Genomic DNA, 20,940 nt, shown 5'->3' on the forward strand with positions numbered 1-20,940 from the left:
CGTCTTCCGCACACTTTCTCATCTAATACTTGCGCATGTCATGTCCGCGTTGCTGTGCTGGGAATCAACGGGGAATCCCGGTGCGCGGTAGGAAGCCAGGAGGTTCGCGTGAGCGTGACTCCCGTGTCGCTCGACGACAAGTACACGGCGGCGGACGGCCGGGTGCTGATCTCCGGCATCCAGGCCCTGGTCCGCCTGACGCTGGAGCAGCGCCGCCTGGACGAGGAGCGTGGGCTGGACACGCGGGTGTTCGTCTCCGGCTACCAGGGCTCGCCGCTGGCGGGGGTGGACCTGGAGATGGGGCGGGCGGCGCGGTTCCTGGAGCAGGCGGGCGTGGTGTTCCAGGCCGGTCTGAACGAGGAGCTGGCCGCCACGTCGGTGGCCGGCACCCAGCTGCTCGACCAGGTGCCGGGCCGGCGGCACGACGGCGTGACGGGCTTCTGGTACGGCAAGAACCCCGGCCTGGACCGGGCCGCCGACGCCATCAGGCACGCGAACGTGTCCGGCACGGCGCCCCTCGGCGGCGCGGTGGCCTGGATCGGCGACGACCCCGGCTGCAAGTCGTCCACGCTGCCCAGCTCGTGCGAGCCCATGTGCCAGAGCCTGTCCATGCCGCTGCTCGCGCCGGGCTCGGTGGCGGAGATCATCGAGTTCGGGCTGCACGCGGTGGCCCTGTCGCGCGCCACCGGGCTCTGGGCGGGGCTGAAGATCGTCGCGGACATCGCCGACGCGTCCGCCACGGTCGACCTCGGGCCGCTGCGCGCCGGCATCCCGGTGCCCGACAAGCGCGAGCGCGGCCCCGCACCCATCCTCCTCGGTCCGGCCGCGCTGGACGCCGAGCACGACATGCTCACCCGCCGCCTCGACCTGGCCCGCGAGTACGCCCGCACGCACGGCCTGAACCGGGTGATGTCCGGGGAGGGCAACACCAGGCTCGGCATCCTGGCCTCCGGCACGACGTACGCGGTGGTGCTGCGCGCGCTGGCGGACCTCGGCCTCGACGACGCGGCAATGGACGAGCACGGGGTACGGCTGATCAGGCTCGCGATGCCGTTCCCGCTCGCGTACGACGACCTGGCCGCCATGACGTCCGACCTCGACAAGGTGCTGGTGGTCGAGGACAAGGTGCCGTTCCTGGAGGGCCAGCTCAAGCAGGCCCTGTACGGCAGCGGCCGCGCGCCGGCCGTCGTGGGCCGGGAACTGCTCACCGCCCGCGGCACCCTGGGCGCCGAGGACGTGGCCAAGGCCATCGCCACCTGCCTGGGCAAGGAGCAGGCACCCCGCCCCCGTAAGAAGGGACGGGTGATGCTGCCGCTGGTGGCCGCGCGCACCCCTTACTTCTGCTCCGGCTGCCCCCACAACACCTCCACCCGCACCGCCGAGGGCACGCTGGTCGGCGTCGGCATCGGCTGCCACGCCATGATCGCGCTGGACGGCCACGGCCGCGGCACCCAGGTGGGCATCACCCAGATGGGCGGCGAGGGAGCCCAGTGGATCGGGCTGGCGCCGTTCACCGGTGACCGGCACTTCGTGCAGAACCTCGGCGACGGCACCTTCCACCACTCCGGCTCCCTGGCGATCAGGGCCGCCGTCGCGGCCGGGGTGCGCATGACGTACAAGCTGCTCTACAACGACGCCGTGGCCATGACCGGCGGACAGCGCGCCGAGGGCAGGCTGGACGTGCCCGCGCTGACGCACGAGCTGGCCCTCGAGGGCGTGCGCCGCGTCGTGGTCACCACGCCGGAGCCCGAGACGTACCGGGGCGTGCGGCTGGCGGGCATCGCGTCCGTACGGCACCGCGACGACCTGCCCGAGGTGGAACGGGAGCTCGCCGAGCTCGACGGCGTGACCGTGCTGATCCACGACGACCGGTGCGCGGCCGAGGAGCGGCGGCTGCGCAAGCGCGGCAAGCTGCCCGCGCCGACCCAGAAGGTCGTGATCAACGAGCGGGTGTGCGAGGGCTGCGGCGACTGCGGCGAGGCGTCGACGTGCCTGTCGGTGCAGCCGGTCGAGACCGAGTACGGCCGCAAGACCCGCATCCACCAGGCCTCCTGCAACACCGACCTGAGCTGTCTCAAGGGCGACTGCCCGTCGTTCCTCCTGGTCGAGCCGGGCACCAGGCCGCGCAGGGAGACGCCGCCGCCCCCGGAGGCGCCCGAGCCGGCGAGCAGGCCGCGCGAGGCCCTGATCAGGATGCCCGGCATCGGCGGCACCGGCGTCGTCACCGTCTCGCAGATCCTGCAGATGGCGGCCCACCTCGACGGGCTGCACGCGGCCGGGCTGGAGCAGACCGGGCTGGCGCAGAAGGGCGGCCCGGTGGTCAGCGACGTCCGGATCTCCGCGCGCCCCGTGGACGGCTCCGTGCGTGCCTCGCAGGGCAGCGCCGACGTGGTCATCGGGTTCGACCTGCTGGGAGCGGCCGCCGAGGCGAACCTGGCCGTCGCCGCGCCGGAACGCACCGTCGCGATCCTGAACACCTCCGTCGTGCCGACCGCCGCCATGGTGACCGGCCGGGTGGCCGTTCCCGGGCATGCCGACGCGGTCGCGCGCGTCGCCTCCGCCGCCAGGCGCGTCGAGTGCCTGGACGCCCAGGGGCTGTCGGAGTCGCTGTTCGGCGACCACATGCCGGCGAACCTGCTCCTCCTCGGCGCCGCCTACCAGCACGGCTGCCTGCCGGTCTCCGCCGCGTCCATCGAGCGGGCCATCACGCTCAACGGTGCCGCCGTCGAGAAGAACCTCGCCGCCTTCCGCTGGGGCCGCGCCGCCGTGGCGAACCCCCCTGTGGAGGAGGCGCCGGAGGAACCGGAAGGGCTGGAGGAGGCGGTGGCCACGCGGGTCGCCGATCTGACCGGCTACCAGAACGCGGCCTACGCCCGTACGTACGAGCAGGACGTGCGCCGGGTGACCGCCGAGGCGGTCGAGCGCGCCGGCGAGGAGGCGGGCACGGCGATCGGGCTCGCGTACGCCCGCGCCCTGCACAAGCTCATGGCCTACAAGGACGAGTACGAGGTCGCCCGCCTGCACCTCGACCCGGCGGAGAAGGAGCGCAGGGAGCGCGAGTTCGGCGCGGACGCGGTCGTGTCGGTGCTGCTGCACCCGCCGCTGCTGCGGGCCATGGGCCTCAAGCGCAAGATCAAGGTACGCCGCGGCGCCGGGGTCCTGTTCCGCGGGCTGCGGGCCGCCAAGGTGCTGCGCGGCACGGCGTTCGACGTCTTCGGCCACGCCCAGGTGCGGCGCGTCGAGCGCGAGCTGGTCACCGAGTACCGCGACCTCATGCGTACCGCGATCATCCGCCTGACCCCCTCGACCGCCGAGGCCGTCACGGAGATCGCGGGCCTGCCCGAGCTGATCCGGGGGTACGAGGACATCAAGCTCGCCCGGGTAGCGGAGTTCCGTGAGGCTGCCGGGGCCGCGCTCGCACGGCTGGAGGAGCCCGCCACGAGCCAGGAGAGATCATGACCGTCGAACGGCTGCTGCCCGACCAGGACGCCAAGGACCTCATCGAGCTGACCCGCGAGATCGCCGACAAGGAGCTCGCGCGCCGGGTCGACGAGCACGAGCGCGCCGAGACCTACCCGGAGGGGCTCTTCGCCACGCTGGGCTCGGCGGGGCTGCTCGGGCTGCCGTACCCGGAGGAGTTCGGCGGCGGCGCGCAGCCGTACGAGGTGTACCTGCAGGTGATCGAGGAGCTGGCGATGCGGTGGGCGGCCGTCGCGGTCGCCACCAGCGTGCACACCCTCGCCTGCTTCCCCGTCGCCGCCTACGGCTCCGAGGCGCAGCGGGAGCGGTGGCTGCCCGACATGCTGGCCGGGCGCGTGATCGGCGGCTACAGCCTGTCGGAGCCGCAGGCCGGGTCGGACGCCGCGGCCCTGACCTGCAAGGCGGAGCGGGTCGAGAGCGGCTACCGGATCACCGGCAACAAGGCGTGGATCACGCACGGCGGCATCGCCGACTTCTACGCGCTGTTCGCCCGCACCGGCGAGGGGCTGCGCGGCATCTCCTGCTTCCTCGCGCCGGGGGCGGCCGACGGGCTGACGTTCGGGCGGCCGGAGGAGAAGATGGGGCTGCACGCCGTGCCGACCACTAGCGCCCACTGGGACGGCGCGATCCTGGACGAGGAGCGGCTCATCGGCGAGGAGGGGCAGGGGCTCCACATCGCCTTCCGCGCCCTCGACTCGGGCCGGCTCGGCATCGCCGCCTGCGCCACCGGCCTCGCGCAGGCCGCACTCGACGAGGCGGTGGCGTACGCGAAGGAGCGGCAGACGTTCGGCAAGCGCATCATCGACCACCAGGGGCTCGGGTTCCTGCTGGCGGACATGGCGGCGGGGGTGGACAGCGCCCGTGCCACCTACCTCGACGCGGCCCGCCGTAGGGACGCCGGGCTGCCGTACAGCAAGCAGGCCAGCATCGCGAAGCTGGTCGCCACGGACGTGGCGATGAAGGTGACGACGGACGCGGTGCAGGTCTTCGGCGGGTACGGGTACACGCGCGAGTTCCGGGTCGAGCGTTACATGCGCGAGGCCAAGATCATGCAGATCTTCGAGGGCACGAACCAGATCCAGCGCCTGGTGATCAGCCGCCACCTGGCCAAGTAACCTCTGACATGTGAAAACCCCGCCTCCCGGGACTGGGACACCGTTGGCGAAGTAGATCAAAAGCAGCGGTCCTGTGATCACCAATCTGATCACAGGGCCGTATCACATGTTGGGAGCATGTGCCTGGCCGGCTTCACCGCTGAGACCGCCAACACGCCTGCGAGGAGAGGAATGAGGACCAGGTCTGGGATGACTCCTATCAGTAGGGCGCCCAGCGATATCGCCCTCTCCTAACTGTCACGGGTGTGTGCGGCTTCGAGATCGGACTGGTGCGCGAGGGCCCACAGGCCCAGGGCGCGCACCTGCTCCAGGAGGGAGCGGCCCAAGTCGGTGAGCGCGTAGTCGACACGTGGCGGCCTGCTCGGATGGAGGGTGCGGCTGATCAGTCCGTCCTCTTCGAGGGCGCGCAGCGTACGGGTGAGCATGCGTCGGCTGAGGCCCTCCACGGACCGGTCCAGTTCGTTGAAGCCGTGCGCGCCGTGCGCCAGGACCGACAGGATCACGACGCTCCATTTGTCGCCCACCCGGCGCAAGACGCTGGTCGCCGGGCAGTTCTCGTGATCGGCCACCGTGACGGGGACGGTGATGGTGGCAGTGGACATAGATGTGCCTTCTTTCGCAGCTTGCTCCTGCTGGCAAGGATCAAGGTACGTACCTCGACGTTCAAGGAGGAACTGTCGTGATTGTGGTCAGCGGAGCGTCCGGGCAGCTCGGACGCCTCACTGTCGAGCACCTGCTCCAGCGGGTGGATGCCGCCCGTGTGGTGGCATTGTCCCGTACCCCTGATGCCGTCGCCGACCTTGGCGTGGCTGCCCGCTACGCCGATTTCGACGATCCGGCGAGTCTGCCCGGCGCGTTCGAAGGGGCGGAGCGACTGCTGATGATCAGTATGGGCTCGCTCAGCGGAGCGCCTCGCGGACACGTCAACGCCATCGAGGCGGCGGCCAAGGCGGGCGTGGGTCACATCATCTACACGTCGTTCGCCAGAGCAGGCGAGCCGGGCCAGCCTCAGGCGCTCATCCAGAACCACAAGGAGACCGAGCGGTTGCTGGCCGAGTCGGGGATGACGTTCACGGTGCTGCGGTTCAACCAGTGGCCGGAGATGTGGAACCTCGTCGGCGTGCCTGCCATCGCCGTCGCCACCGGCGTGCTACCCAGCAATTCGGGTGACGGCCGGGTGGGGCACATCACTCGCGACGACAGCGCCGCCGTGGCCGCGGCTGTGCTGGCCGAGGGCGGCTGTGAGGGGCAGCTCCTGGAAGTCACGGGCCCTGAGGCGGTGACGGACGCGGATGTTGCCGACGCGCTCGCCCAGGTCACCGGCCGTCCGGTCCGCTGCGAACAGGTCTCGGACGCCGCCCTGGCCGCGACGCTGTCCGAGCGCGGGCTCCCTGAGATGTACGTCCAGGGCTGGACGGGCCTGGGCACATACAAGCGCGAAGGCTGGTTCGACGTGACCACGCACGCAGTCGAACGCCTCACCGGCCGCGCCCCCACGTCGATCGCTGAGCACTTCGCAGCCCACCCCGAGGCGCTGCACACCCGCTGACCAGGCCCCGCCCTAACGCCATCCCCGCATCCCGCTCGTCGCCGCGATCGCCGCCCCCGAGCCTGTTACTTCCAGTCGATCCGCGCTCGCACTACCTCGGCAGCCTGCCGGTCGGACAGGCCCTCGCCGAACTGCAGGATCGACACCAACGCCGGCCGAGCCGGGACAGCGCCGGGCGGCCACGAGCGGGGAACGCCGCGGCGAAGGTCTCGTCCTCGAACAGGACACTCAGCCCATCTCGAATGCGGATCGCCAGGCTGCCTTTCGGGAAGGCGGCCCGCGCTACCGCCAGGGTGGCCGGCGGGATCTGATCTGAGCCAGTCGAACGCAACGACACCCACGGCTCCCATTCGCGAGCAAGAACGACACTGGCGGCCCCCTGATCACAGGCGTGATCCTGGGGCCGCTGCTTTCTGATCTACTTCGCCAAGGGTGTCCCGGCTCAGGGAAGCGGGGTTTGCGTGGCCGAGGGCTCTTGATGGCGCAGGTCAGAAGGGGCCGGTCTCCGGATAGCCGGCCTTTATGACGGCCGTGCGGGTCTTCGCGTTGAGTTTCTTCTCGCTGATGACCTTGCCGGCCGGCGGTGCGGCGATCTTCACCTTGGCGCCCCAGCCTGAATACCTGGTATCGGTGTGGAAGACCATCTGGTCATATGCCGTGGAGTCGTCGTCCGGGTAGGCCGTCGTGTCGACGACCGTGCGGGTGAGCAGGTTCTGCGCATTGAAGTACAGGTGGAACTCGACGTTGCCTTCCCCGGCGGACTTGTCGTGCCGGAAGTCAGCGAGTTTGGCGGTGCCCTGATATTGGCCGGTCGCCACTTCTGATGCGTTGTCCAGCATGAATTTCAGTTCCGCTGGGGTGACGCCGATGTCAAGGACGGCGTTTCCGCGTCCACTGGCCTTCGACTGGATCCAGGAACGGCCGGAAGGCAGCGCCTTGGCGATGCCGGCATTGGTCACGTAGGCGTTTCTGCCCTCGGCGATGACACGGTAGGGAGGGTTGGGCGCTTTCTGGCGTGAGGACATGCGGACATGGAGGTCGGCAGCCGCTACGTTGCCTTTGTCGAAAGCCAGGGTGCCGACCGTTTGGGTGCTCACCTGTACCTGCATGGCCCGGTCGTCGGCGGTGAAATCAAGGGTGATGCCGCTTGATTCGGTGATTTTTACGCCTTTTCCCGTGACCAGCTGGGCCTTCATGGCTTTCACCGGGTCCACGGGAGCGGCCTGCACCGATGCGGCGGATGCCGCCTGGGCGGGTAAGGCCATCGCGCACACGGCCGCGGCCGTTGCGAAAAAGAGCTTCATCAGCGTCCTTTGCTGGGAGGATATAGCAGAGAAAAGAGTAAGAGAGTGATGTTGGCGTGATAAGGGATTTCTTGTAACGATCCAGCGCCGGTGGTCCACGTGGGAATAGCCTTCGATGAAGTCCGCGACCCAGCCGACGTTCTGCCGACCGTGTGGTTCCAGGCGTCCGGCAGTGAGGAGCCCCGCCGGCGCTGGCATCTCGACATATGGGTGGATCCTGCGCAGGTCCAGCCACACATAGACGCGGCGCTCGCCGCCGGTGGCACGCTGGTCAGCGACGCGGAGGCGCCGAGCTTCTGGGTGCTCGCCGACCTCCAAGGCAACCGGGCCTGCCTGTGCACCTGGCAGGCCCGTGGCTGACAGCAGCCGACTGCCTGGCCTGCCGCCACTGGCCGGCTTGCTTATGCGCAGGACTTATGGAAAGCGCTTAGAAACGGTAGACGAGGACCGTGTTGCCCTTGCGGGACAGAGTCGCGCTCCGTGCGCTCAGGCGGTTCATCAGGCGGAGAACCGGCGGGAACCGGGCGACCTCGGGCTCTCGCGTGCACAGGATCTCTCTGACCAGCTTGAGCTTGGGATGCCAGCGTTCGGGTGCCCGGGGGTCGTCGATGCCGGGGAACTTGCTGAGGTCCCTGATCGCCTGGGCAACGGGAGCGATCTTCTGCATCCGGACGGCGAACGTGCTGTAGCCGTTGAAGGCGATCTCCCCGCTGGGGAAGTGGCTGATGATCCGGTGCACCAGGGAGATCATCTCCTCTTCGGCGAGGAACGCGATCAGCCCGTCGGCGACGGCCACGGCCGGGCGGTCGGTCGGCAGGGTGTCCAGCCACGTGGAGCCCGTCAGGTCGGCGCCGATGCCGTGGGGAGTGGCGTCGTCGGGCAGGAGTTCCCGCCGGGCGGCGATGACCTCGGGAAAGTCGATGTCGTACCAGTCGGCCGTGGGCGGCGGGGAGATGCGCAGCGCGCGGCTGTCCAGTCCGGCGCCGAGGTCGAGGCCGACCGCGTCGGGGTGGCGGGCGATGAAGCGCCGCGCGACCTCGTCAAGTTTCCTGGCCCGATGGGCGATGTAGATGGCGCTGCTTGAAGGGATGCGGAGCTGCTTGTAGTCGTAGCCGGTCTTCCGTACGACCTCGTCAGCCGTCTTGTCGCCGAGGATGGGGTGGGGCAGGCGGTTGTCGAGCGCTCTGCCGCACAGGGTCAGCCACAGGCTCGCCTGCAGCGGCGTTAAAGCCGGAATGGCGCATGTCATCGGTCATTCATCTCTTTTCGGGGAGTTCTGTGATGCTTCCCAGGCGGCCTGGGCTGCCTTCAGGGTCGTGTCGTCCGCGTACATGCCGTGGGTGAAGAGCTCCAGCGTGGGCGGCCCGAGGCGGCGCAGCACGTCAGGGCCGGCCTGCTCGTAACCGAGCGCACGCGTCAGCGGCGGCGCCATGGTCAGCGTGGACAGGCTGATCAGCACGCTCAGCACCGCCAGCGCCCGCACGTCCGAGGACGGGCGCAGCGAGCCGTCGGCGATCCCGGCCCGCAGGATCTGCTCGGACTCGTCCACCAGCGTGTTGACGAACGTGGCGGCCGCGGGCGTGTCCTCCTCGATCGCGCGCGCCATGTACCGCACGTGGCGGCCGTACTCCTCAGGGTCGGAGAGGTATTCGCGGGAGACGTCCTGAATGGTGACCGGGGCGGCGACGCCGTGGGCGCGTCGCACCAGGACGCGCAGCACGTGGTCGTCGCAGGCGCTGCGGAGCTGCTCCTTGCTGCCGAAGTGGTGGATGACCAGGGCGGCGCTCACCCCTGCCGTGGCCGCGATGGCGCGCAGGTTGGTCTTCTGGAAGCCGTCGCGGGCGAAGTGGGTGATGGCGGCGTTGCGGATCTTGGCGGTAGCGGTCAGATCCGCCGCAGCCTCGTCTCCCAAATGGGCTGAACACATGTTTAGCACTCTAAACACATGTTCAGCCCATCGGCAAGTAACACCGGAGGAGACGCCTGCGCCCGTCGGCTACGCTCATGGCTACCTACGGCGGAGGAAACGTGACTGAAGCAGGGTTATGGCTGGAGCCGGTCGGTCGGGTCGAATCACCTCTGACGAATGCCGGCACAGCTCCGTTGCAAGGCGACGAAGGCTCTCCGGAAGCCTGGCTGGTGTTCGAGGAACGAGTGCGCGACGGCATCCGGGACCTGCGGCCCGGGACCGAGGTCCTGGTGCTGACCTGGCTCGATCGGGCGCGCCGCGACGTGCTCACCGTCCATCCGCGCGGCGACCTCGACCGGCCGGAACAGGGGGTGTTCAGCACCCGCTCGCCGCACCGGCCGAACCCCATAGGGCTGCACCGCGTGGAGGTCGTCTCGATCGACGGACTGCGACTGCGCGTGCGGAATCTTGAAGCGCTTGACGGCACGCCGGTCCTGGACGTGAAACCCGTCCTGGACCCCGGCACCGAGCGGTAGCCGGATCGCGGCCCCCACCAGCGTGACCGCCCAGCCGCCGATGCCCGGCCCGGCGACCTGGCCGCAGGCGCGGATGGTCTCCATGGCGGAGTTGCCGGCGAGCAGGTCGTGCCTCCAGAGAGCCGGTGGGATGAACCCCCGCCCGCAGCTCCACAAAGCGTCGCCAGGGGGAGGGGGGCGCTACCGGCCGGGCTTCCGTACGTCAAGCGGCTTGACGGCCGCTGCCTTTCGCGAGAGGGCGGGCAGCAGGCCGCGCGGCAGGAAGAGCACGACCAGGATCAGCACGAGCGCGTACACGGCGTACGACAGCACGCCGGCCGCGTACGACGGCATCCCCGGCACCGCGGCCAGGCTGTTCAGCCCCTGCACGAGCAGCGTGATCGCGGCCGCCCCCACCACCGCGCCCCAGATCGTGCCGAGCCCTCCGACGACGGCCATCACGATGTACTGGATGGAGATGAGCACCGGGAACGACCCCGGCGCCACGTACCCGGTGTAGAAGCAGTAGATGCCGCCCGCGAGCCCCGCGAACGCCGCCGACAGCGCGAACACCACCAGCTTGTACCGCCCGACGGGAATCCCCGAGGACGCGGCGGCGGTCTCGCTGGTGGCCAGTGCGCGCAGGGCGCGGCCCGGCCGGGAGTCGATGACGTTCCGGGTCACCAGCATCACGAGCGCCAGCCCTGCCCAGGTCATGTACGCGTACGCGGCCGCGGAGCCCGCCTCGAACGACCCGGCCGCGAACTGCGGGATCGCCTGCAGCCCGATGTCCCCGCCGGTGATCTCCAGCTGCCCGGCCAGCGAGAGCAGGATGAGCTGCACGGCCAGCGTGGCGAACGCCAGATGGTGCCCGCGCAGCCGCAGCAGCGGCACCCCGATCAGCAGCGCCGACACGGCCGCCGCGACGGGGGCGGCGACCAGGCCCGCCAGTGGCGGCACGCCATGGAGTGACAGCAGCGCGGCGGTGTAGGCGCCGATGGCGTAGAAGGCGCCCTGGCCCAGGGAGACCTGGCCGGCGTACCCCATGAGCAGCGACACCCCGACGGTGACCATCGCGGCCAGCCCGAGCAGGATGTACACGGCCAGCGCGCTGTCGTCGAGCACCGCGGGGAGCGCCAGCGTCACGGCCGCGACCAGCAGCCCGGCCACCGGCCTGATCATGGCGCCTCCTGCGGGACGGCGAGGTGCCGACGCCGGATCACGTCGGCTCCTCCGGGATGGCCAGGGTGCCGACGCCGGGTCACGTCGGCTTCTCCGGGATGGCCAGGGCGCCGACGCCGGATCACGTCGGCTCCTGTGACACGGCCGGGCGTCGGCTTGCCTGCACGATCATCACGACGATCATGAGACCCAGCGCCACCTCCAGCTGGTGCGACCCGTACCCGTACCCCGCCGCCATGGTCTCGGCCACGCCCAGCAGCAGCGCGCCGGCCAGCGTGATCACGGGCCGGGTGAGCGCGCCGAAGACGGCCGCGGCGAAGGCGTTCACGATGAGCGTCACGTCGGTGTCGAACGAGATCGGCCGCAGCGGTGTCACCAGCACCCCGGCGACCCCGCCGAGCAGCCCGCCCAGCGCGAACGCCAGCAGCCCCATCAGCCGCGTGTCGATGCCGACGACGCGGGCGGCGTACGGGTTCGACGCGCACGCCGTCAGCGCCTTGCCCAGGTAGGTGCGCCCGAAGAAGAGCGCGAGCAGCGCGAAAGTGGCCGCCGTCACGCCGATGACCAGCAGGTACTGGGTCTGGATCCGCGCGCCCGCCACGGTCAGCGAGCCCGCGAGGCCGGGCGCCGAACGCGGCTGGTCGCCCCACAGGACGATCTCGACGGCGTACGCGAGCACGCCCACGCCGAGCGTGACGATCAGCGACGAGAGTGGCGCGGTGTCCCGCCTGCCGATGGCGGCCAGACCCGTCAGCAGGCCGGCCAGCGCCGCGACCAGGACGGCGACCAGTTCGCTGAATCCGTGGGACACGCCGAGGCCGAGCAGCGAGGACGCGCACAGCCCCGCCACGACCGCGAACGTCCCTTGCGCGAAGTTCACCACGCCCGTGACCCGGTGGATGACGACCAGGCCGCCGGCGATGAGCGCGATCGCGCAGCCGACCGCAAGGCCGTTGAGGAGGTAGGTGAGGAACGCGCTCATGTGATCGCCCCGCCCAGATACGCGCCCGCCACGCGCGGGTCCCCGGCCAGCTCCGCGCTCTCCCCCTCAGCCCCCACCCGCCCTGATTCCAGCACGTACGCCCGCCCGCACAGCTCGAACGCCAGCCGTGCGTTCTGCTCGATGAGCAGCACGGTGAGGCCCTGCGACCGGTTCAGCTCGGCGAGGTGCGCGGCCAGGTCGGCCGTCACGTTGGGCGCGAGCCCCAAGGAGAGCTCGTCCACCACCAGCACGGAGGGCCGCGACATCATGGCCCGCCCGAACGCCACCATCTGCTGCTCGCCCCCTGACAGCACCCCCGCCCGGCGGCGGGCCAGCCCGGCCAGCCGGGGGAGCAGGTCGTAGACGTACGAGGGGTCGCGCTCCCCCGAGCGCCACCCGCCCAGGGCGAGGTTGTCCGCGACCGACAAATCAGGAAAAAGTTGGCGGCCCTCCGGGATGAGCGCCAGCCTGCCCCCGATCTCCACCGTGCCCGAGGCTGGCCGCACCAGCCCCGCGAGCGTGTTGGCCAGCGTCGACTTGCCCGCGCCGTTCGGGCCGAGCAGGGCGACCATCTCGCCCCGCCGTACGGTGAGCGTGACGTGGTCGAGCGCGGTCGCGCTGCCGTACGAGACGACCAGGTCCCTGACGTCGATCATGAGGCCTGTCCGAGATAGGCGGCGAGCACCTGAGGGTCGGCCCGCACCTCGGCGGGGGAGCCGTCCGCGATGACCTGGCCCAGGTCGAGCACCACCACGCGGTCGGCCAGCCGGGTCACGAACGCGACGTCGTGCTCGACGAGCAGGATCGTCAGGCCGTCCGCGCGCAGCTCCTCCACCAGCGCCGCGAGTCGCTCGCGCTCCTGGCCGCGCAGCCCGGAGGCGGGCTCGTCGAGCAGCAGCAGCCGGGGCCGCGCGCACAGGGCGCGGGCGAGCTGGAGCGCCCGCTGCTGCCCGATGGGCAGCAGGTCGGCGGGCCGGTCCGCCCACTCGGCCAGCCCCACCCGCTGGAGAACGGCGTCCGTCTCGGTGGCGATCGCCCGCTCGTCGCGCCGGTGCCGCGGCAGCCGCAGCGCCGCCGAGACGAACCCGGCACCGGTACGGCCGTGCATCCCGACCATGACGTTCTCCCTGACCGTCATGCCCCGGAACACCCTGGCCGCCTGGAACACGATCGACATGCCGAGCCTGGCCCGACGGTGCGGCGGGAGCCGGTCCACGCGCTGCCCGAGGAACGAGATCCGGCCGTGGTCGGCCGTCAGATGCCCGGTGATCAGGTTGAACAGCGTGGACTTGCCCGCCCCGTTCGGCCCGATGACGCCGCAGACCTCGCCCTCCGCGACGGCCAGCGAGACGTCGCGGACGGCGTAGACGCCGCCGAAGGAGCGGGACAGGCCGGTGAGCGTCAGCACGCGTCACCCCGCGCCGACGGTCTTGGCGAGCTGCTCCTTGGCCCAGTCGGTGGGGACGAACTTCCCGTTCCGCACCGTGTTGACCGAGATGAACTCGGGGGAGAGCCCGGAGTGGTCGGTCGGGGAGTAGCGGAAGCGGCCGTTCGGCGTGACCAGGTCCATGCGCTCCAGCGCCTGCTGCACCTTGGCCTTGTCGGTGCTGCCGGCCTTCCTGATCGCCTCGAAGAGCAGCAGGCTCGCGCTGTAGCCGTCCTGCGCGAACTGCGGCGGCGGGTAGCCGTGCTTCTGCTGGTACGGCTGGGCCATCTGCTCGATGACCTGCTTCTGCTTGCCGTCGGGCAGGTGCTCGCCGACGACGCCGATGGCGCTCTGCACGGTCATGCCCTCGGCCGCGCCGCCCATCGGCTCCAGCCAGAGCTTGCTGGCCTGCGACGCGGTCAGGAACAGCGGCGTCTTGAGCCCCGAGGCCACGTACTGCTTGGCCGCCGTCACGCCGGGCGCGCCCGAGCCCCAGAACACCAGCGCCTCGGCGGCGGAGCCGCGCACGTGGGTGAAGAGCGGGCTGAAGTCGGAGGTCGTGGTCTCGTACGGCTCGTCCACGGCGATCTGCACGCCGTACTTGGGCGCGAGGGCGACCATGGATTTGTGGCCGGAGACCGAGTAGGCGCTCTTGGAGTCCCAGGCCACCGCGACCGTCTTGATGCCCTTGGCCTGGAGGTACTGCAGGTAGCGCTCGGCGTACATGCTGGACAGGGCGGGGGTGACGAAGACGTACGACTTGACCGGCTCGACCTGCTCCTGCGCCGGGGCCAGCGACAGGTACGGCATCTTGTCGCGCTGGGCGAGCGGCTCGACCGCGAGCGCCGCGTTGGAGAACACCGGGCCGATCAGCGCGTCGATCTCGCCCTTGATCTGGTTGTAGGCCACGATGCCCTGGTCGGGAGCGGTCTTGTCGTCGCGCGTGACCAGCTCCACCTTGCGGCCCAGCAGCCCGCCCTGCGCGTTGACCTGCTCGACCGCCAGCTCGACGGCCTTCTTGTCCTCGCTGCCGAGCGGCGTGTAGTTGCCGGTCAGGGAGACGATGAGGCCGACCTTGATCGGGCCTTGAGCGCCTCCACCCGCGTTGCCGCCGCAGGCGGTCACCGCGAGCGTGAGACAGACCAGGAAAGCAAGAAGCCTGCGCATCAGGGACCTCCTGGGATGTGGCCCTGAATGTAGGCAGATAGATTACGGCTGTCAATACTGTGCCCAATATGCGGGGAGGGCTCTGCGATGCGGCCCCAGTCGGTGATGCTGACGTTCCTGGGAGATCACGTGTACGGCCGCGGGATCTGCGTGTCCTCGGGCAGCTTCATCGAGGCGTTCGCCAAGGTCGGGATCTCCGAGGAGGCGACGCGCTCGACGCTGACCCGGATGGTCCGCCGCGGCCTGCTGCGCCGCCGGCGCTCCGGCCGCCGCATGTACTTCGGCCTCACCCCGGCGAGCGCCGAGGTGCTGAAAGACGGCGAGCGCCGGATCTGGCACAGCGGCGTGGTCAACGACGCCGACGAGGACCGCTGGACGCTGATCGGCTTCTCGCTGCCCGAGTCCTGGCAGCGGCAGCGGCACGAGCTGCGCTCGCGGCTGGTCTGGGCGGGGTTCGGGCCGCTGCAGAACGGCCTGTGGATCGCGCCCGGCGAGGTGGACGCCGCCCGCGTGATCGACGACCTCGGCGCGAACGTGAAGGTCTTCTCCGCCGAGCCCAGGCCCCCGACCGACATGCAGGCGCTGGTCAGGGACGCGTACGACCTGGCGGGCCTGGGCGATCGCTACCGCGAGTTCCTGCGGCGCTGGGACCGGGCCGATCCCGCGCCGGACGCGCCCGACGACCTGGCGCGCTCCCTGACGCTGCTGACCGGCTGGCTCCAGATCATCAGGAGCGATCCGCGGCTGCCGCTGCGGTACCTGCCGCACGACTGGCCCGCGGAGAAGGCCCAGCGGGTCTGCCACGCGCTGCACGAGCGGTTCAGGCCGGAGGCGGCGCGGGTCGCGGAACGGCTCCTCGACGTCCTCCCCGATGAAAGTTGGGCAGAACAGTGACAGCAGTCGGATACTGGCCTAACTTGATGGCTTGAGCGTCAAGGAGGCCGATGCGGAATCAGGGGATTGGCTCGTGGCCGGCTCGCAGGGCTCGCATGACGCCCGAGCGGGTGGCGCTGACATACCGGGGACGTGATTTCTCCTACCGTGACCTGCGCGAACGGACGTACCGGCTGGCGTCCGCGCTGGACGTGGGGCGCGGCGAGCGGGTCGCCTTCCTCGGGGTCAACCAGCCCGCGCTGGTGGAGACGTTCTTCGCGGCGGGGCTGCTGGGCGCGGTATTCGTCCCGCTGAACACCCGGCTGGCCAGGCCCGAGCTCCGCTTCATCCTGCAGGACGCGCAGCCCTCGCTCCTCGTCCTGGGCGAGGAGCAGGACGGCGCCGGGCTGCCGGGTCGGCATCTGACGGCCGCCGACTACGAGGGGCTGCTCGCGTCCGGCTCGCCGGAGCCGATCGACGAGCCGGTGCGCCAGGACGACGTGTGCCTGATCATGTACACGTCCGGGACGACGGGACGGCCCAAGGGCGCCATGCTCACCCACGCCAACCTGACCTGGAACACCTTCAACCTGCTGGTCGACGTGCCGCTCGCGCACGACGAGGTCACGCTGGTCAGCGCGCCGCTCTTCCACATCGCGGCGCTGGCCCAGACGCTGCTCCCGACCGTGCTCAAGGGCGGCCGGGTCATCCTGGAGCCCGCGTTCGACGTGGACAGGACGTTCGACCTGATCGAGGCGGAGCGGGTGACGGTGATGTTCGGGGTGCCGTCGATGTTCGGCTTCCTCGCGCGGTCGCCGCGCTGGGCGGGGGCCGATCTGTCGAGCCTGCGGCACCTGCTGTGCGGGGGCGCGCCGGTGCCCGAGCCGCTGATCCGGCTGTACCAGGAGCGGGGGCTGACGTTCCTCCAGGGGTACGGCATGACCGAGACCGCCCCCGGCGCCCTCTTTCTCGGGGCCGAGCACTCGGTCGCCAAGGCGGGCTCGGCCGGGGTGCCGTGCTTCTTCTCCGACGTCCGGCTGGTCGCGCCCGGCGGGTCGGCAGCGGGTCCAGGGGAGCCGGGGGAGGTGTACGTACAGGGTCCCAACGTCACGCCCGGCTACTGGCGGCGGCCGGAGGAGACCGCGAAGGCGCTGTCGGCGGACGGCTGGTTCCGCTCGGGGGACGTCGGCGTCGCCGACGAGGACGGCTACGTGCGCATCTCCGACCGGCTCAAGGACGTGATCATCTCCGGCGGCGAGAACATCTACCCCGCCGAGGTGGAGAGCGTGCTGTACGAACACGCGGCGGTCGCCGAATGCGCGGTGATCGGCGTGCCGGACGAGAAGTGGGGCGAGGTGGGCAAGGCCCTGGTCGTCGTGCGGGATGGTTCGACGGTCGAGGCTGGGGAACTGCTCACGTACTTGGACGGCCGCCTGGCCCGCTTCAAAATCCCGAAATATCTGCAATTCGTAGCCGAATTACCCAAGAACGCGGCAGGCAAGCTGCTCAAGACCCCCCTCAGAGAGCTCTACGGTTCCGCCCTCCACGACCACAGGAGTTGATCGTCAATGCGTACCTCGCCGCCGTTCCGCGCGGATCACGTCGGCAGCTTGCTCCGTCCGCCCACCCTGCTCACCGCCCGCGAGACGCTCACGGGCGAGGCGCTGCGGGAGGCCGAGGACGAGGCCATCAGGGAGGTGGTACGCAGACAGGAGGAGATCGGGCTGCAGAGCGCCACCGACGGGGAGTTCCGGCGGGCGTCGTGGCACATGGACTTCATCTACCAGCTCGGTGGCATCGGCCAGGCCACCGACGAGCACATCACCGTCCGCTTCCACAACGAGCGGGGCGACATCGAGTTCACCCCGGCCGCGCTGCGCGTGCACGACCGGATCAAGCTGAACGAGCCCGTCTTCGCCGACGACTTCGCCTTCCTGCGTGACACGGTGAGCACGGCCGTGCCCAAGCTGACCATCCCCTCGCCGAGCATGGTCCACTACCGGGGTGGGCCCGCGGCCATCGACCCCAAGGTCTACCCCGACATCGAGGAGTTCTGGCGCGACCTCAGCGCGGCCTACGCCGAGCAGGTGCGCAGGATCGGCGCGCTCGGGTGCACGTACCTGCAGTTCGACGACACGAGCCTGGCGTACCTGAACGACCCGGCCCAGCGGGCGGAGCTGGCCTCCCGGGGCGACGACGGCGAGCGCATGCATCTGCGCTACATCAAGCAGATCAACGCCGCCATCGCCGCCAAGCCCGCCGGGATGACGATCACCACGCACATGTGCCGCGGTAACTTCCGCTCCTCCTGGGCCGCCTCGGGCGGTTACGACTTCGTGGCCGAGGCGCTGTTCAGCGAGCTGAAGGTGGACGGGTTCTTCCTGGAGTACGACGACGAGCGCTCAGGGGGCTTCGAGCCGCTGCGCTTCGTGCCGCCCGGGAAGATGGTGGTGCTGGGGCTGGTCACGACCAAGCGGGGGGAGCTGGAGTCGAAGGACACGCTCAAGCGGCGGATCGACGAGGCCGCCAAGTTCATCGACCTCGACCAGCTCTGCCTGTCGCCGCAGTGCGGCTTCTCCTCCACGGTGGAGGGCAACCAGCTCACGGCCGACGAGCAGTTCGCCAAGCTCCGGCTGATCGTCGAGACGGCGCAGGAGGTGTGGGGCTGACCACACCGCCGTCCCGCCCCCCCGGTGAGAGGGACCTGGGGGCAGGGGGCGGGACGGCGGCGCGTCAGCGGATGACGATCGTGGTGAGCGCCCGCGGCTGGAGCGTCACCGTGCGGCCCGCCACCGGCGACGGGGTGAGCGAGTGGGCGCCGTCCGTGAGGTACGCGGTCGCCCGCCCGCGCACGCCCTCCCACGTGACAGGCGCGGTGCCGGTGTTGAGCACCTCGATGACCCGCGAGCCGTCGGCGTTGCGGAACGCGGAGACCTTCAGCGCCGGATCCGCCGCCTGCGCGTCCAGCCGGACCGCGCCCGGCCGGATGAACCTGCTGTACGCCGCCAGCGCCCACAGCCGCTTGGACACGTGATAGGTCTTCGCCGTCTCGTCGATCTGCAGCAGCGCCCTGGTCGCGCCGCGCGACCCGCCCAGCCAGTAGACGTAGCCGCTGACGTTGCCGAGCGTCAGCGCGTCGTGCACGGCCTGCGCGATCGTGAAGCCGTCGGAGCCGCCGCCGTCGTCCCAGTTCTCGTTCCAGGTGCTGCCGCCGGGGTTCCACTCCGACATCCAGGTGCGCCTGCTCGTCGGGAGCGGGGCGTCCACGGGGCTGGCGTACGTGTGCCCGGCGTGGGTCTTCACCCAGCGGCGGGCCTCGGGGTCGGCCTCGATCGCGGCCGTGTACGCCTTCGCCTGGTTCCAGCCGAAGGAGTCGCAGCAGACCACGTTCACGCCCTTGGCGACCGGCCCGAGCACCTTGGCGAACTGGGCGGCCTGCTCGGGGGTGAAGCGCATCGAGGCGTACGACGCCGTCCAGTCGGGCTCGTTCGTGAACCCGAGGTCGGTGATCTTGATGCCTTCCTTGGCGTAGAACTTCGTGTACTGCACCAGGTAGTTGGCGTAGGCCTGCTGCCACTCCGGCTTCAGCGTGCCGCCGTTTGTGTCGGTGCCGTTGTCCTTCATGTAGCCCGGGGCGCTCCAGGCGTCGGCGTAGAAGCGCTTCACCCCGTACGCCTTGGCCGCCTTGGCCACCCACACCTGGCTGTTGTCGTCACCGTCCCAGACGTACTTCGGCGGGGCGTCAGGGCCACCCGGGTCCTCGGGCTGGATGGAGACCATCTGGTCGTACGGGCTGCCGGCGGGGGAGGAGCCGATGCCGAGGCGCAGGATGCTCAGCCCGGCGCCCTTCTCGCGGTCGAACCACAGGTCGAGGATCTCCCGCTGCTGGGACTCGGACAGTGCCTTGAGCAGCTCGTTGCGCCGGAACGCCTGGGAGATGCCGAAGCCGTCGATCTCCTGGTGCCTGACGTGCTCGTTCACGGTGATGGCCGGGGGCTGGGACGGGTTCACCGCGGGGAGGCCGAGCAGGGCGACCGCGAGGACTCCTCTTAACATGACGCCTCCGAAAGTTTCGGAAATGTATCGATATATTTCATCGACATCGCCGGAACCGTAAGCGGTCGAACTGCCTCCCGTCAACCACCCCGCTATGACGGTGTCAGAGGCGGAGCCTCCGGGGCCGTGGCGCAGTCGATGATCGTGGAGGTGAGGTCCCGCAGGGGCGCCAGGAGCCCTGGGTAGTCGGCCGCGTTGAGCTCGTACAGGCGTTGGGTGCCGCTGCGGCGCACGGTCAGCAGCCGTGCGTCACGCAGGATCTTGAGGTGGTGCGACACGGCGGGCTGGGACAGCCCCAGGTGCGCGGCGACATCGCCGACACTGCGCGGAGCCCCGGCGTCCAGCAGGAAGACGATGATCTCCTGTCGGCGTTCATCGCCCAGGGCGGTGAACAGCGGCCGGGTCGCGGCGAACAGGCGCAGGACCTCTTGGGCCGCGCTCTGCCCGGTCATGCCGGCACCTCGGCGCGCAGCGCCCTGAGGTGCGTGACGGGCAGGCCCAGGGCCGCTCCCTGATCGATCCAGCCGTCCAGCATCAGGCGCGTCTGCGCGCTCACCTTGGTGAAGTGCGCTTCGAGGTAGCGGGCCAGGTCGAAGGGGACGAGCCGCGGCAGCACGCGCAGGGCCAGCGCGGCGGCCCAGCCCGGCACGGCGAGCGGGGCACGCCTGCCGTGCTGCGCGGCGGCGATCGCGACCGCCTCCCTGCCGGCCGCCGCCGCCCGCGCGTAGTGCGCGGCCGCGGCGGACCAGCCCGCATTCTCCAGGGCGGCGATGAACGGCATCATCCGCGCGGCGCTGATGTCGCCGCCACCGGGCCGCCGCGCCGCCCTGGCACGTACGCCGCCCGCGCGAAGCGCGGCGATGACCTGCCCGGTACGCGACGCGGCGCCGTGGACCTCGAGCGCGGACAGGGGCGGCAGCCAGTAGGCGAGGCCGGGCTCGGGCGCCTCCGCGGCCGGCGGCGTCTGGTAGGCGAGCACGGCCGGCGTCACCCGGACGATCTGCTCCGGCGGCCAGGCCAGGGCGAGGGCGGCCTGGTCCTGGGGAGCCTGGCTGATCGTGACGACTGTCGCCGATCCGGCCGCGGCGCTTACCGCCGCCGTCCAAGAGCCGGACAGCGCGGTGGAGTCGACGCACAGCCACACCATGTCCCACGGACCTGCCGGCGGCTCGGTGGCCACCTCGTACGGCACCAGCCGCCGCTCGGCGGGCCTCCCCCACCGGCGCAGCCGGTACAGCACCACGCCGTGCTCCGCCCACCGCTCCCGGCCGGGCTTGACCAGGTAGCTCACCTGAGCGCCGCCCGCCGCCAGCCACATCCCGAACACCTGCCCGAGCGCCCCAGCGCCGACCACCAAGATCTTCACTGTCGCACCATACCAA

Annotated in this window: 20 protein-coding genes and 1 pseudogene; 8 read left to right on the top strand and 13 right to left on the bottom strand. The window is 70.6% G+C overall.

What is annotated here, in order from left to right; translation table 11 throughout:
• The first annotated feature begins 108 nt into the window (after nucleotides 1–108).
• Nucleotides 109–3,459, top strand: a complete 3,351-nt coding sequence (locus AB0H84_RS37725) for an indolepyruvate ferredoxin oxidoreductase family protein (protein WP_357615509.1) — start codon at nucleotides 109–111, stop codon at nucleotides 3,457–3,459.
• The gene (locus tag AB0H84_RS37730) at nucleotides 3,456–4,595 is read left to right on the top strand and encodes an acyl-CoA dehydrogenase family protein (RefSeq protein WP_357615512.1); all 1,140 of its coding nucleotides are present in this window, start codon (nucleotides 3,456–3,458) and stop codon (nucleotides 4,593–4,595) included. Before AB0H84_RS37725 ends, AB0H84_RS37730 begins: the two co-directional genes overlap by 4 nt.
• 230 nt (nucleotides 4,596–4,825) lie before the next feature.
• On the opposite strand, the gene AB0H84_RS37735 is transcribed toward AB0H84_RS37730, so the two are convergent.
• Nucleotides 4,826–5,197, bottom strand: a complete 372-nt coding sequence (locus tag AB0H84_RS37735) for a helix-turn-helix domain-containing protein (RefSeq protein ID WP_357615515.1) — start codon at nucleotides 5,195–5,197, stop codon at nucleotides 4,826–4,828.
• A 77-nt stretch (nucleotides 5,198–5,274) separates the two neighbouring features.
• Here AB0H84_RS37735 and AB0H84_RS37740 point away from each other — a divergent pair, with 77 nt between their 5' ends.
• Nucleotides 5,275–6,144, top strand: coding sequence for an NAD(P)H-binding protein (locus AB0H84_RS37740; RefSeq protein ID WP_357615518.1), 870 nt, complete (start codon nucleotides 5,275–5,277; stop codon nucleotides 6,142–6,144).
• 68 nt (nucleotides 6,145–6,212) lie between these two features.
• Here AB0H84_RS37740 and AB0H84_RS37745 read toward each other — a convergent pair.
• Both AB0H84_RS37745 and AB0H84_RS37750 read right to left on the bottom strand, forming a co-directional pair.
• Nucleotides 6,213–6,481, bottom strand: a pseudogene (locus AB0H84_RS37745) (IS5/IS1182 family transposase); the annotation flags it as partial.
• 151 nt (nucleotides 6,482–6,632) lie between these two features.
• On the bottom strand, nucleotides 6,633–7,448 hold the full coding sequence (locus tag AB0H84_RS37750; RefSeq protein WP_357615521.1) for a hypothetical protein: 816 nt from the start codon (nucleotides 7,446–7,448) through the stop codon (nucleotides 6,633–6,635).
• Between the two features lie 99 nt (nucleotides 7,449–7,547).
• Here AB0H84_RS37750 and AB0H84_RS37755 point away from each other — a divergent pair, with 99 nt between their 5' ends.
• Nucleotides 7,548–7,808, top strand: a complete 261-nt coding sequence (locus AB0H84_RS37755; RefSeq protein WP_357615523.1) for a VOC family protein — start codon at nucleotides 7,548–7,550, stop codon at nucleotides 7,806–7,808.
• A 67-nt stretch (nucleotides 7,809–7,875) separates the two neighbouring features.
• Here AB0H84_RS37755 and AB0H84_RS37760 read toward each other — a convergent pair whose 3' ends face one another.
• Nucleotides 7,876–8,697, bottom strand: coding sequence for a class I SAM-dependent methyltransferase (locus AB0H84_RS37760; protein WP_357615526.1), 822 nt, complete (start codon nucleotides 8,695–8,697; stop codon nucleotides 7,876–7,878).
• 3 nt (nucleotides 8,698–8,700) lie between these two features.
• A complete protein-coding gene (locus AB0H84_RS37765; RefSeq protein WP_357615529.1) occupies nucleotides 8,701–9,375 on the bottom strand; it encodes a TetR family transcriptional regulator in 675 nt (224 codons plus the stop codon).
• A 77-nt stretch (nucleotides 9,376–9,452) separates the two neighbouring features.
• On the opposite strand from AB0H84_RS37765, the gene tsaA reads away from it, so the two are divergent.
• Nucleotides 9,453–9,893 (top strand): tRNA (N6-threonylcarbamoyladenosine(37)-N6)-methyltransferase TrmO, encoded by a 441-nt coding sequence (gene tsaA, locus AB0H84_RS37770; RefSeq protein WP_357615532.1) that lies wholly within the window; start codon nucleotides 9,453–9,455, stop codon nucleotides 9,891–9,893.
• A 180-nt stretch (nucleotides 9,894–10,073) separates the two neighbouring features.
• Here the strand turns inward: tsaA and AB0H84_RS37775 are convergent, their stop codons facing one another.
• The 5 genes from AB0H84_RS37775 to AB0H84_RS37795 all read right to left on the bottom strand — a co-directional run bounded on the left by AB0H84_RS37775 (nucleotide 10,074) and on the right by AB0H84_RS37795 (nucleotide 14,629).
• The gene (locus AB0H84_RS37775) at nucleotides 10,074–11,054 is read right to left on the bottom strand and encodes a branched-chain amino acid ABC transporter permease (protein WP_357615535.1); all 981 of its coding nucleotides are present in this window, start codon (nucleotides 11,052–11,054) and stop codon (nucleotides 10,074–10,076) included.
• Nucleotides 11,055–11,175: 121 nt separating this feature from the next.
• The gene (locus AB0H84_RS37780) at nucleotides 11,176–12,036 is read right to left on the bottom strand and encodes a branched-chain amino acid ABC transporter permease (RefSeq protein WP_357615538.1); all 861 of its coding nucleotides are present in this window, start codon (nucleotides 12,034–12,036) and stop codon (nucleotides 11,176–11,178) included.
• Entirely contained in the window at nucleotides 12,033–12,692 is a 660-nt protein-coding gene (locus AB0H84_RS37785; RefSeq protein ID WP_357615541.1) for an ABC transporter ATP-binding protein, read from the bottom strand. Before AB0H84_RS37785 ends, AB0H84_RS37780 begins: the two co-directional genes overlap by 4 nt.
• Complete coding sequence (locus AB0H84_RS37790; RefSeq protein ID WP_357615544.1) at nucleotides 12,689–13,444, bottom strand: ABC transporter ATP-binding protein; 756 nt, start codon at nucleotides 13,442–13,444, stop codon at nucleotides 12,689–12,691. The genes AB0H84_RS37785 and AB0H84_RS37790 overlap by 4 nt, the downstream gene beginning before the upstream one ends.
• A gap of 3 nt (nucleotides 13,445–13,447) precedes the next feature.
• Nucleotides 13,448–14,629, bottom strand: coding sequence for an ABC transporter substrate-binding protein (locus AB0H84_RS37795; protein ID WP_357615546.1), 1,182 nt, complete (start codon nucleotides 14,627–14,629; stop codon nucleotides 13,448–13,450).
• An 87-nt stretch (nucleotides 14,630–14,716) separates the two neighbouring features.
• Here AB0H84_RS37795 and AB0H84_RS37800 point away from each other — a divergent pair, with 87 nt between their 5' ends.
• The 3 genes from AB0H84_RS37800 to AB0H84_RS37810 all read left to right on the top strand — a co-directional run bounded on the left by AB0H84_RS37800 (nucleotide 14,717) and on the right by AB0H84_RS37810 (nucleotide 18,171).
• A complete protein-coding gene (locus AB0H84_RS37800) occupies nucleotides 14,717–15,523 on the top strand; it encodes a PaaX family transcriptional regulator C-terminal domain-containing protein (RefSeq protein ID WP_357615549.1) in 807 nt (268 codons plus the stop codon).
• A gap of 95 nt (nucleotides 15,524–15,618) precedes the next feature.
• On the top strand, nucleotides 15,619–17,064 hold the full coding sequence (locus tag AB0H84_RS37805; RefSeq protein ID WP_357615552.1) for a long-chain fatty acid--CoA ligase: 1,446 nt from the start codon (nucleotides 15,619–15,621) through the stop codon (nucleotides 17,062–17,064).
• Between the two features lie 6 nt (nucleotides 17,065–17,070).
• Nucleotides 17,071–18,171: a 5-methyltetrahydropteroyltriglutamate--homocysteine S-methyltransferase gene (locus AB0H84_RS37810; protein WP_357615554.1), complete on the top strand. Its 1,101-nt coding sequence runs from the start codon at nucleotides 17,071–17,073 to the stop codon at nucleotides 18,169–18,171.
• 64 nt (nucleotides 18,172–18,235) lie between these two features.
• Here AB0H84_RS37810 and AB0H84_RS37815 read toward each other — a convergent pair whose 3' ends face one another.
• The 3 genes from AB0H84_RS37815 to AB0H84_RS37825 all read right to left on the bottom strand — a co-directional run bounded on the left by AB0H84_RS37815 (nucleotide 18,236) and on the right by AB0H84_RS37825 (nucleotide 20,924).
• Nucleotides 18,236–19,558 (bottom strand): glycoside hydrolase, encoded by a 1,323-nt coding sequence (locus tag AB0H84_RS37815; RefSeq protein ID WP_357615557.1) that lies wholly within the window; start codon nucleotides 19,556–19,558, stop codon nucleotides 18,236–18,238.
• A gap of 92 nt (nucleotides 19,559–19,650) precedes the next feature.
• Nucleotides 19,651–20,010 carry a metalloregulator ArsR/SmtB family transcription factor gene (locus AB0H84_RS37820; protein WP_357615560.1) on the bottom strand — a complete coding sequence of 120 codons (360 nt, stop codon included), beginning with the start codon at nucleotides 20,008–20,010 and terminating at the stop codon, nucleotides 19,651–19,653.
• A complete protein-coding gene (locus AB0H84_RS37825) occupies nucleotides 20,007–20,924 on the bottom strand; it encodes a 2-dehydropantoate 2-reductase N-terminal domain-containing protein (RefSeq protein ID WP_357615562.1) in 918 nt (305 codons plus the stop codon). The genes AB0H84_RS37820 and AB0H84_RS37825 overlap by 4 nt, the downstream gene beginning before the upstream one ends.
• Nucleotides 20,925–20,940: the final 16 nt, after the last annotated feature.

This window comes from Nonomuraea sp. NPDC050786 (assembly GCF_040654115.1).
Taxonomy (GTDB): domain Bacteria; phylum Actinomycetota; class Actinomycetes; order Streptosporangiales; family Streptosporangiaceae; genus Nonomuraea.

Excerpts from the sequence above, each read along its gene's own strand:
- AB0H84_RS37730 (WP_357615512.1), top strand. The coding sequence starts at position 3,456 with ATGACCGTCGAACGGCTGCTGCCCGACCAGGACGCCAAGGACCTCATC.
- AB0H84_RS37735 (WP_357615515.1), bottom strand. The coding sequence starts at position 5,197 with ATGTCCACTGCCACCATCACCGTCCCCGTCACGGTGGCCGATCACGAG.
- AB0H84_RS37750 (WP_357615521.1), bottom strand. The coding sequence starts at position 7,448 with ATGAAGCTCTTTTTCGCAACGGCCGCGGCCGTGTGCGCGATGGCCTTA.
- AB0H84_RS37760 (WP_357615526.1), bottom strand. The coding sequence starts at position 8,697 with ATGACATGCGCCATTCCGGCTTTAACGCCGCTGCAGGCGAGCCTGTGG.
- AB0H84_RS37765 (WP_357615529.1), bottom strand. The coding sequence starts at position 9,375 with ATGTGTTCAGCCCATTTGGGAGACGAGGCTGCGGCGGATCTGACCGCT.
- tsaA (WP_357615532.1), top strand. The coding sequence starts at position 9,453 with ATGGCTACCTACGGCGGAGGAAACGTGACTGAAGCAGGGTTATGGCTG.
- AB0H84_RS37775 (WP_357615535.1), bottom strand. The coding sequence starts at position 11,054 with ATGATCAGGCCGGTGGCCGGGCTGCTGGTCGCGGCCGTGACGCTGGCG.
- AB0H84_RS37780 (WP_357615538.1), bottom strand. The coding sequence starts at position 12,036 with ATGAGCGCGTTCCTCACCTACCTCCTCAACGGCCTTGCGGTCGGCTGC.
- AB0H84_RS37785 (WP_357615541.1), bottom strand. The coding sequence starts at position 12,692 with ATGATCGACGTCAGGGACCTGGTCGTCTCGTACGGCAGCGCGACCGCG.
- AB0H84_RS37795 (WP_357615546.1), bottom strand. The coding sequence starts at position 14,629 with ATGCGCAGGCTTCTTGCTTTCCTGGTCTGTCTCACGCTCGCGGTGACC.
- AB0H84_RS37800 (WP_357615549.1), top strand. The coding sequence starts at position 14,717 with ATGCGGCCCCAGTCGGTGATGCTGACGTTCCTGGGAGATCACGTGTAC.
- AB0H84_RS37805 (WP_357615552.1), top strand. The coding sequence starts at position 15,619 with ATGACGCCCGAGCGGGTGGCGCTGACATACCGGGGACGTGATTTCTCC.
- AB0H84_RS37810 (WP_357615554.1), top strand. The coding sequence starts at position 17,071 with ATGCGTACCTCGCCGCCGTTCCGCGCGGATCACGTCGGCAGCTTGCTC.
- AB0H84_RS37815 (WP_357615557.1), bottom strand. The coding sequence starts at position 19,558 with ATGTTAAGAGGAGTCCTCGCGGTCGCCCTGCTCGGCCTCCCCGCGGTG.
- AB0H84_RS37820 (WP_357615560.1), bottom strand. The coding sequence starts at position 20,010 with ATGACCGGGCAGAGCGCGGCCCAAGAGGTCCTGCGCCTGTTCGCCGCG.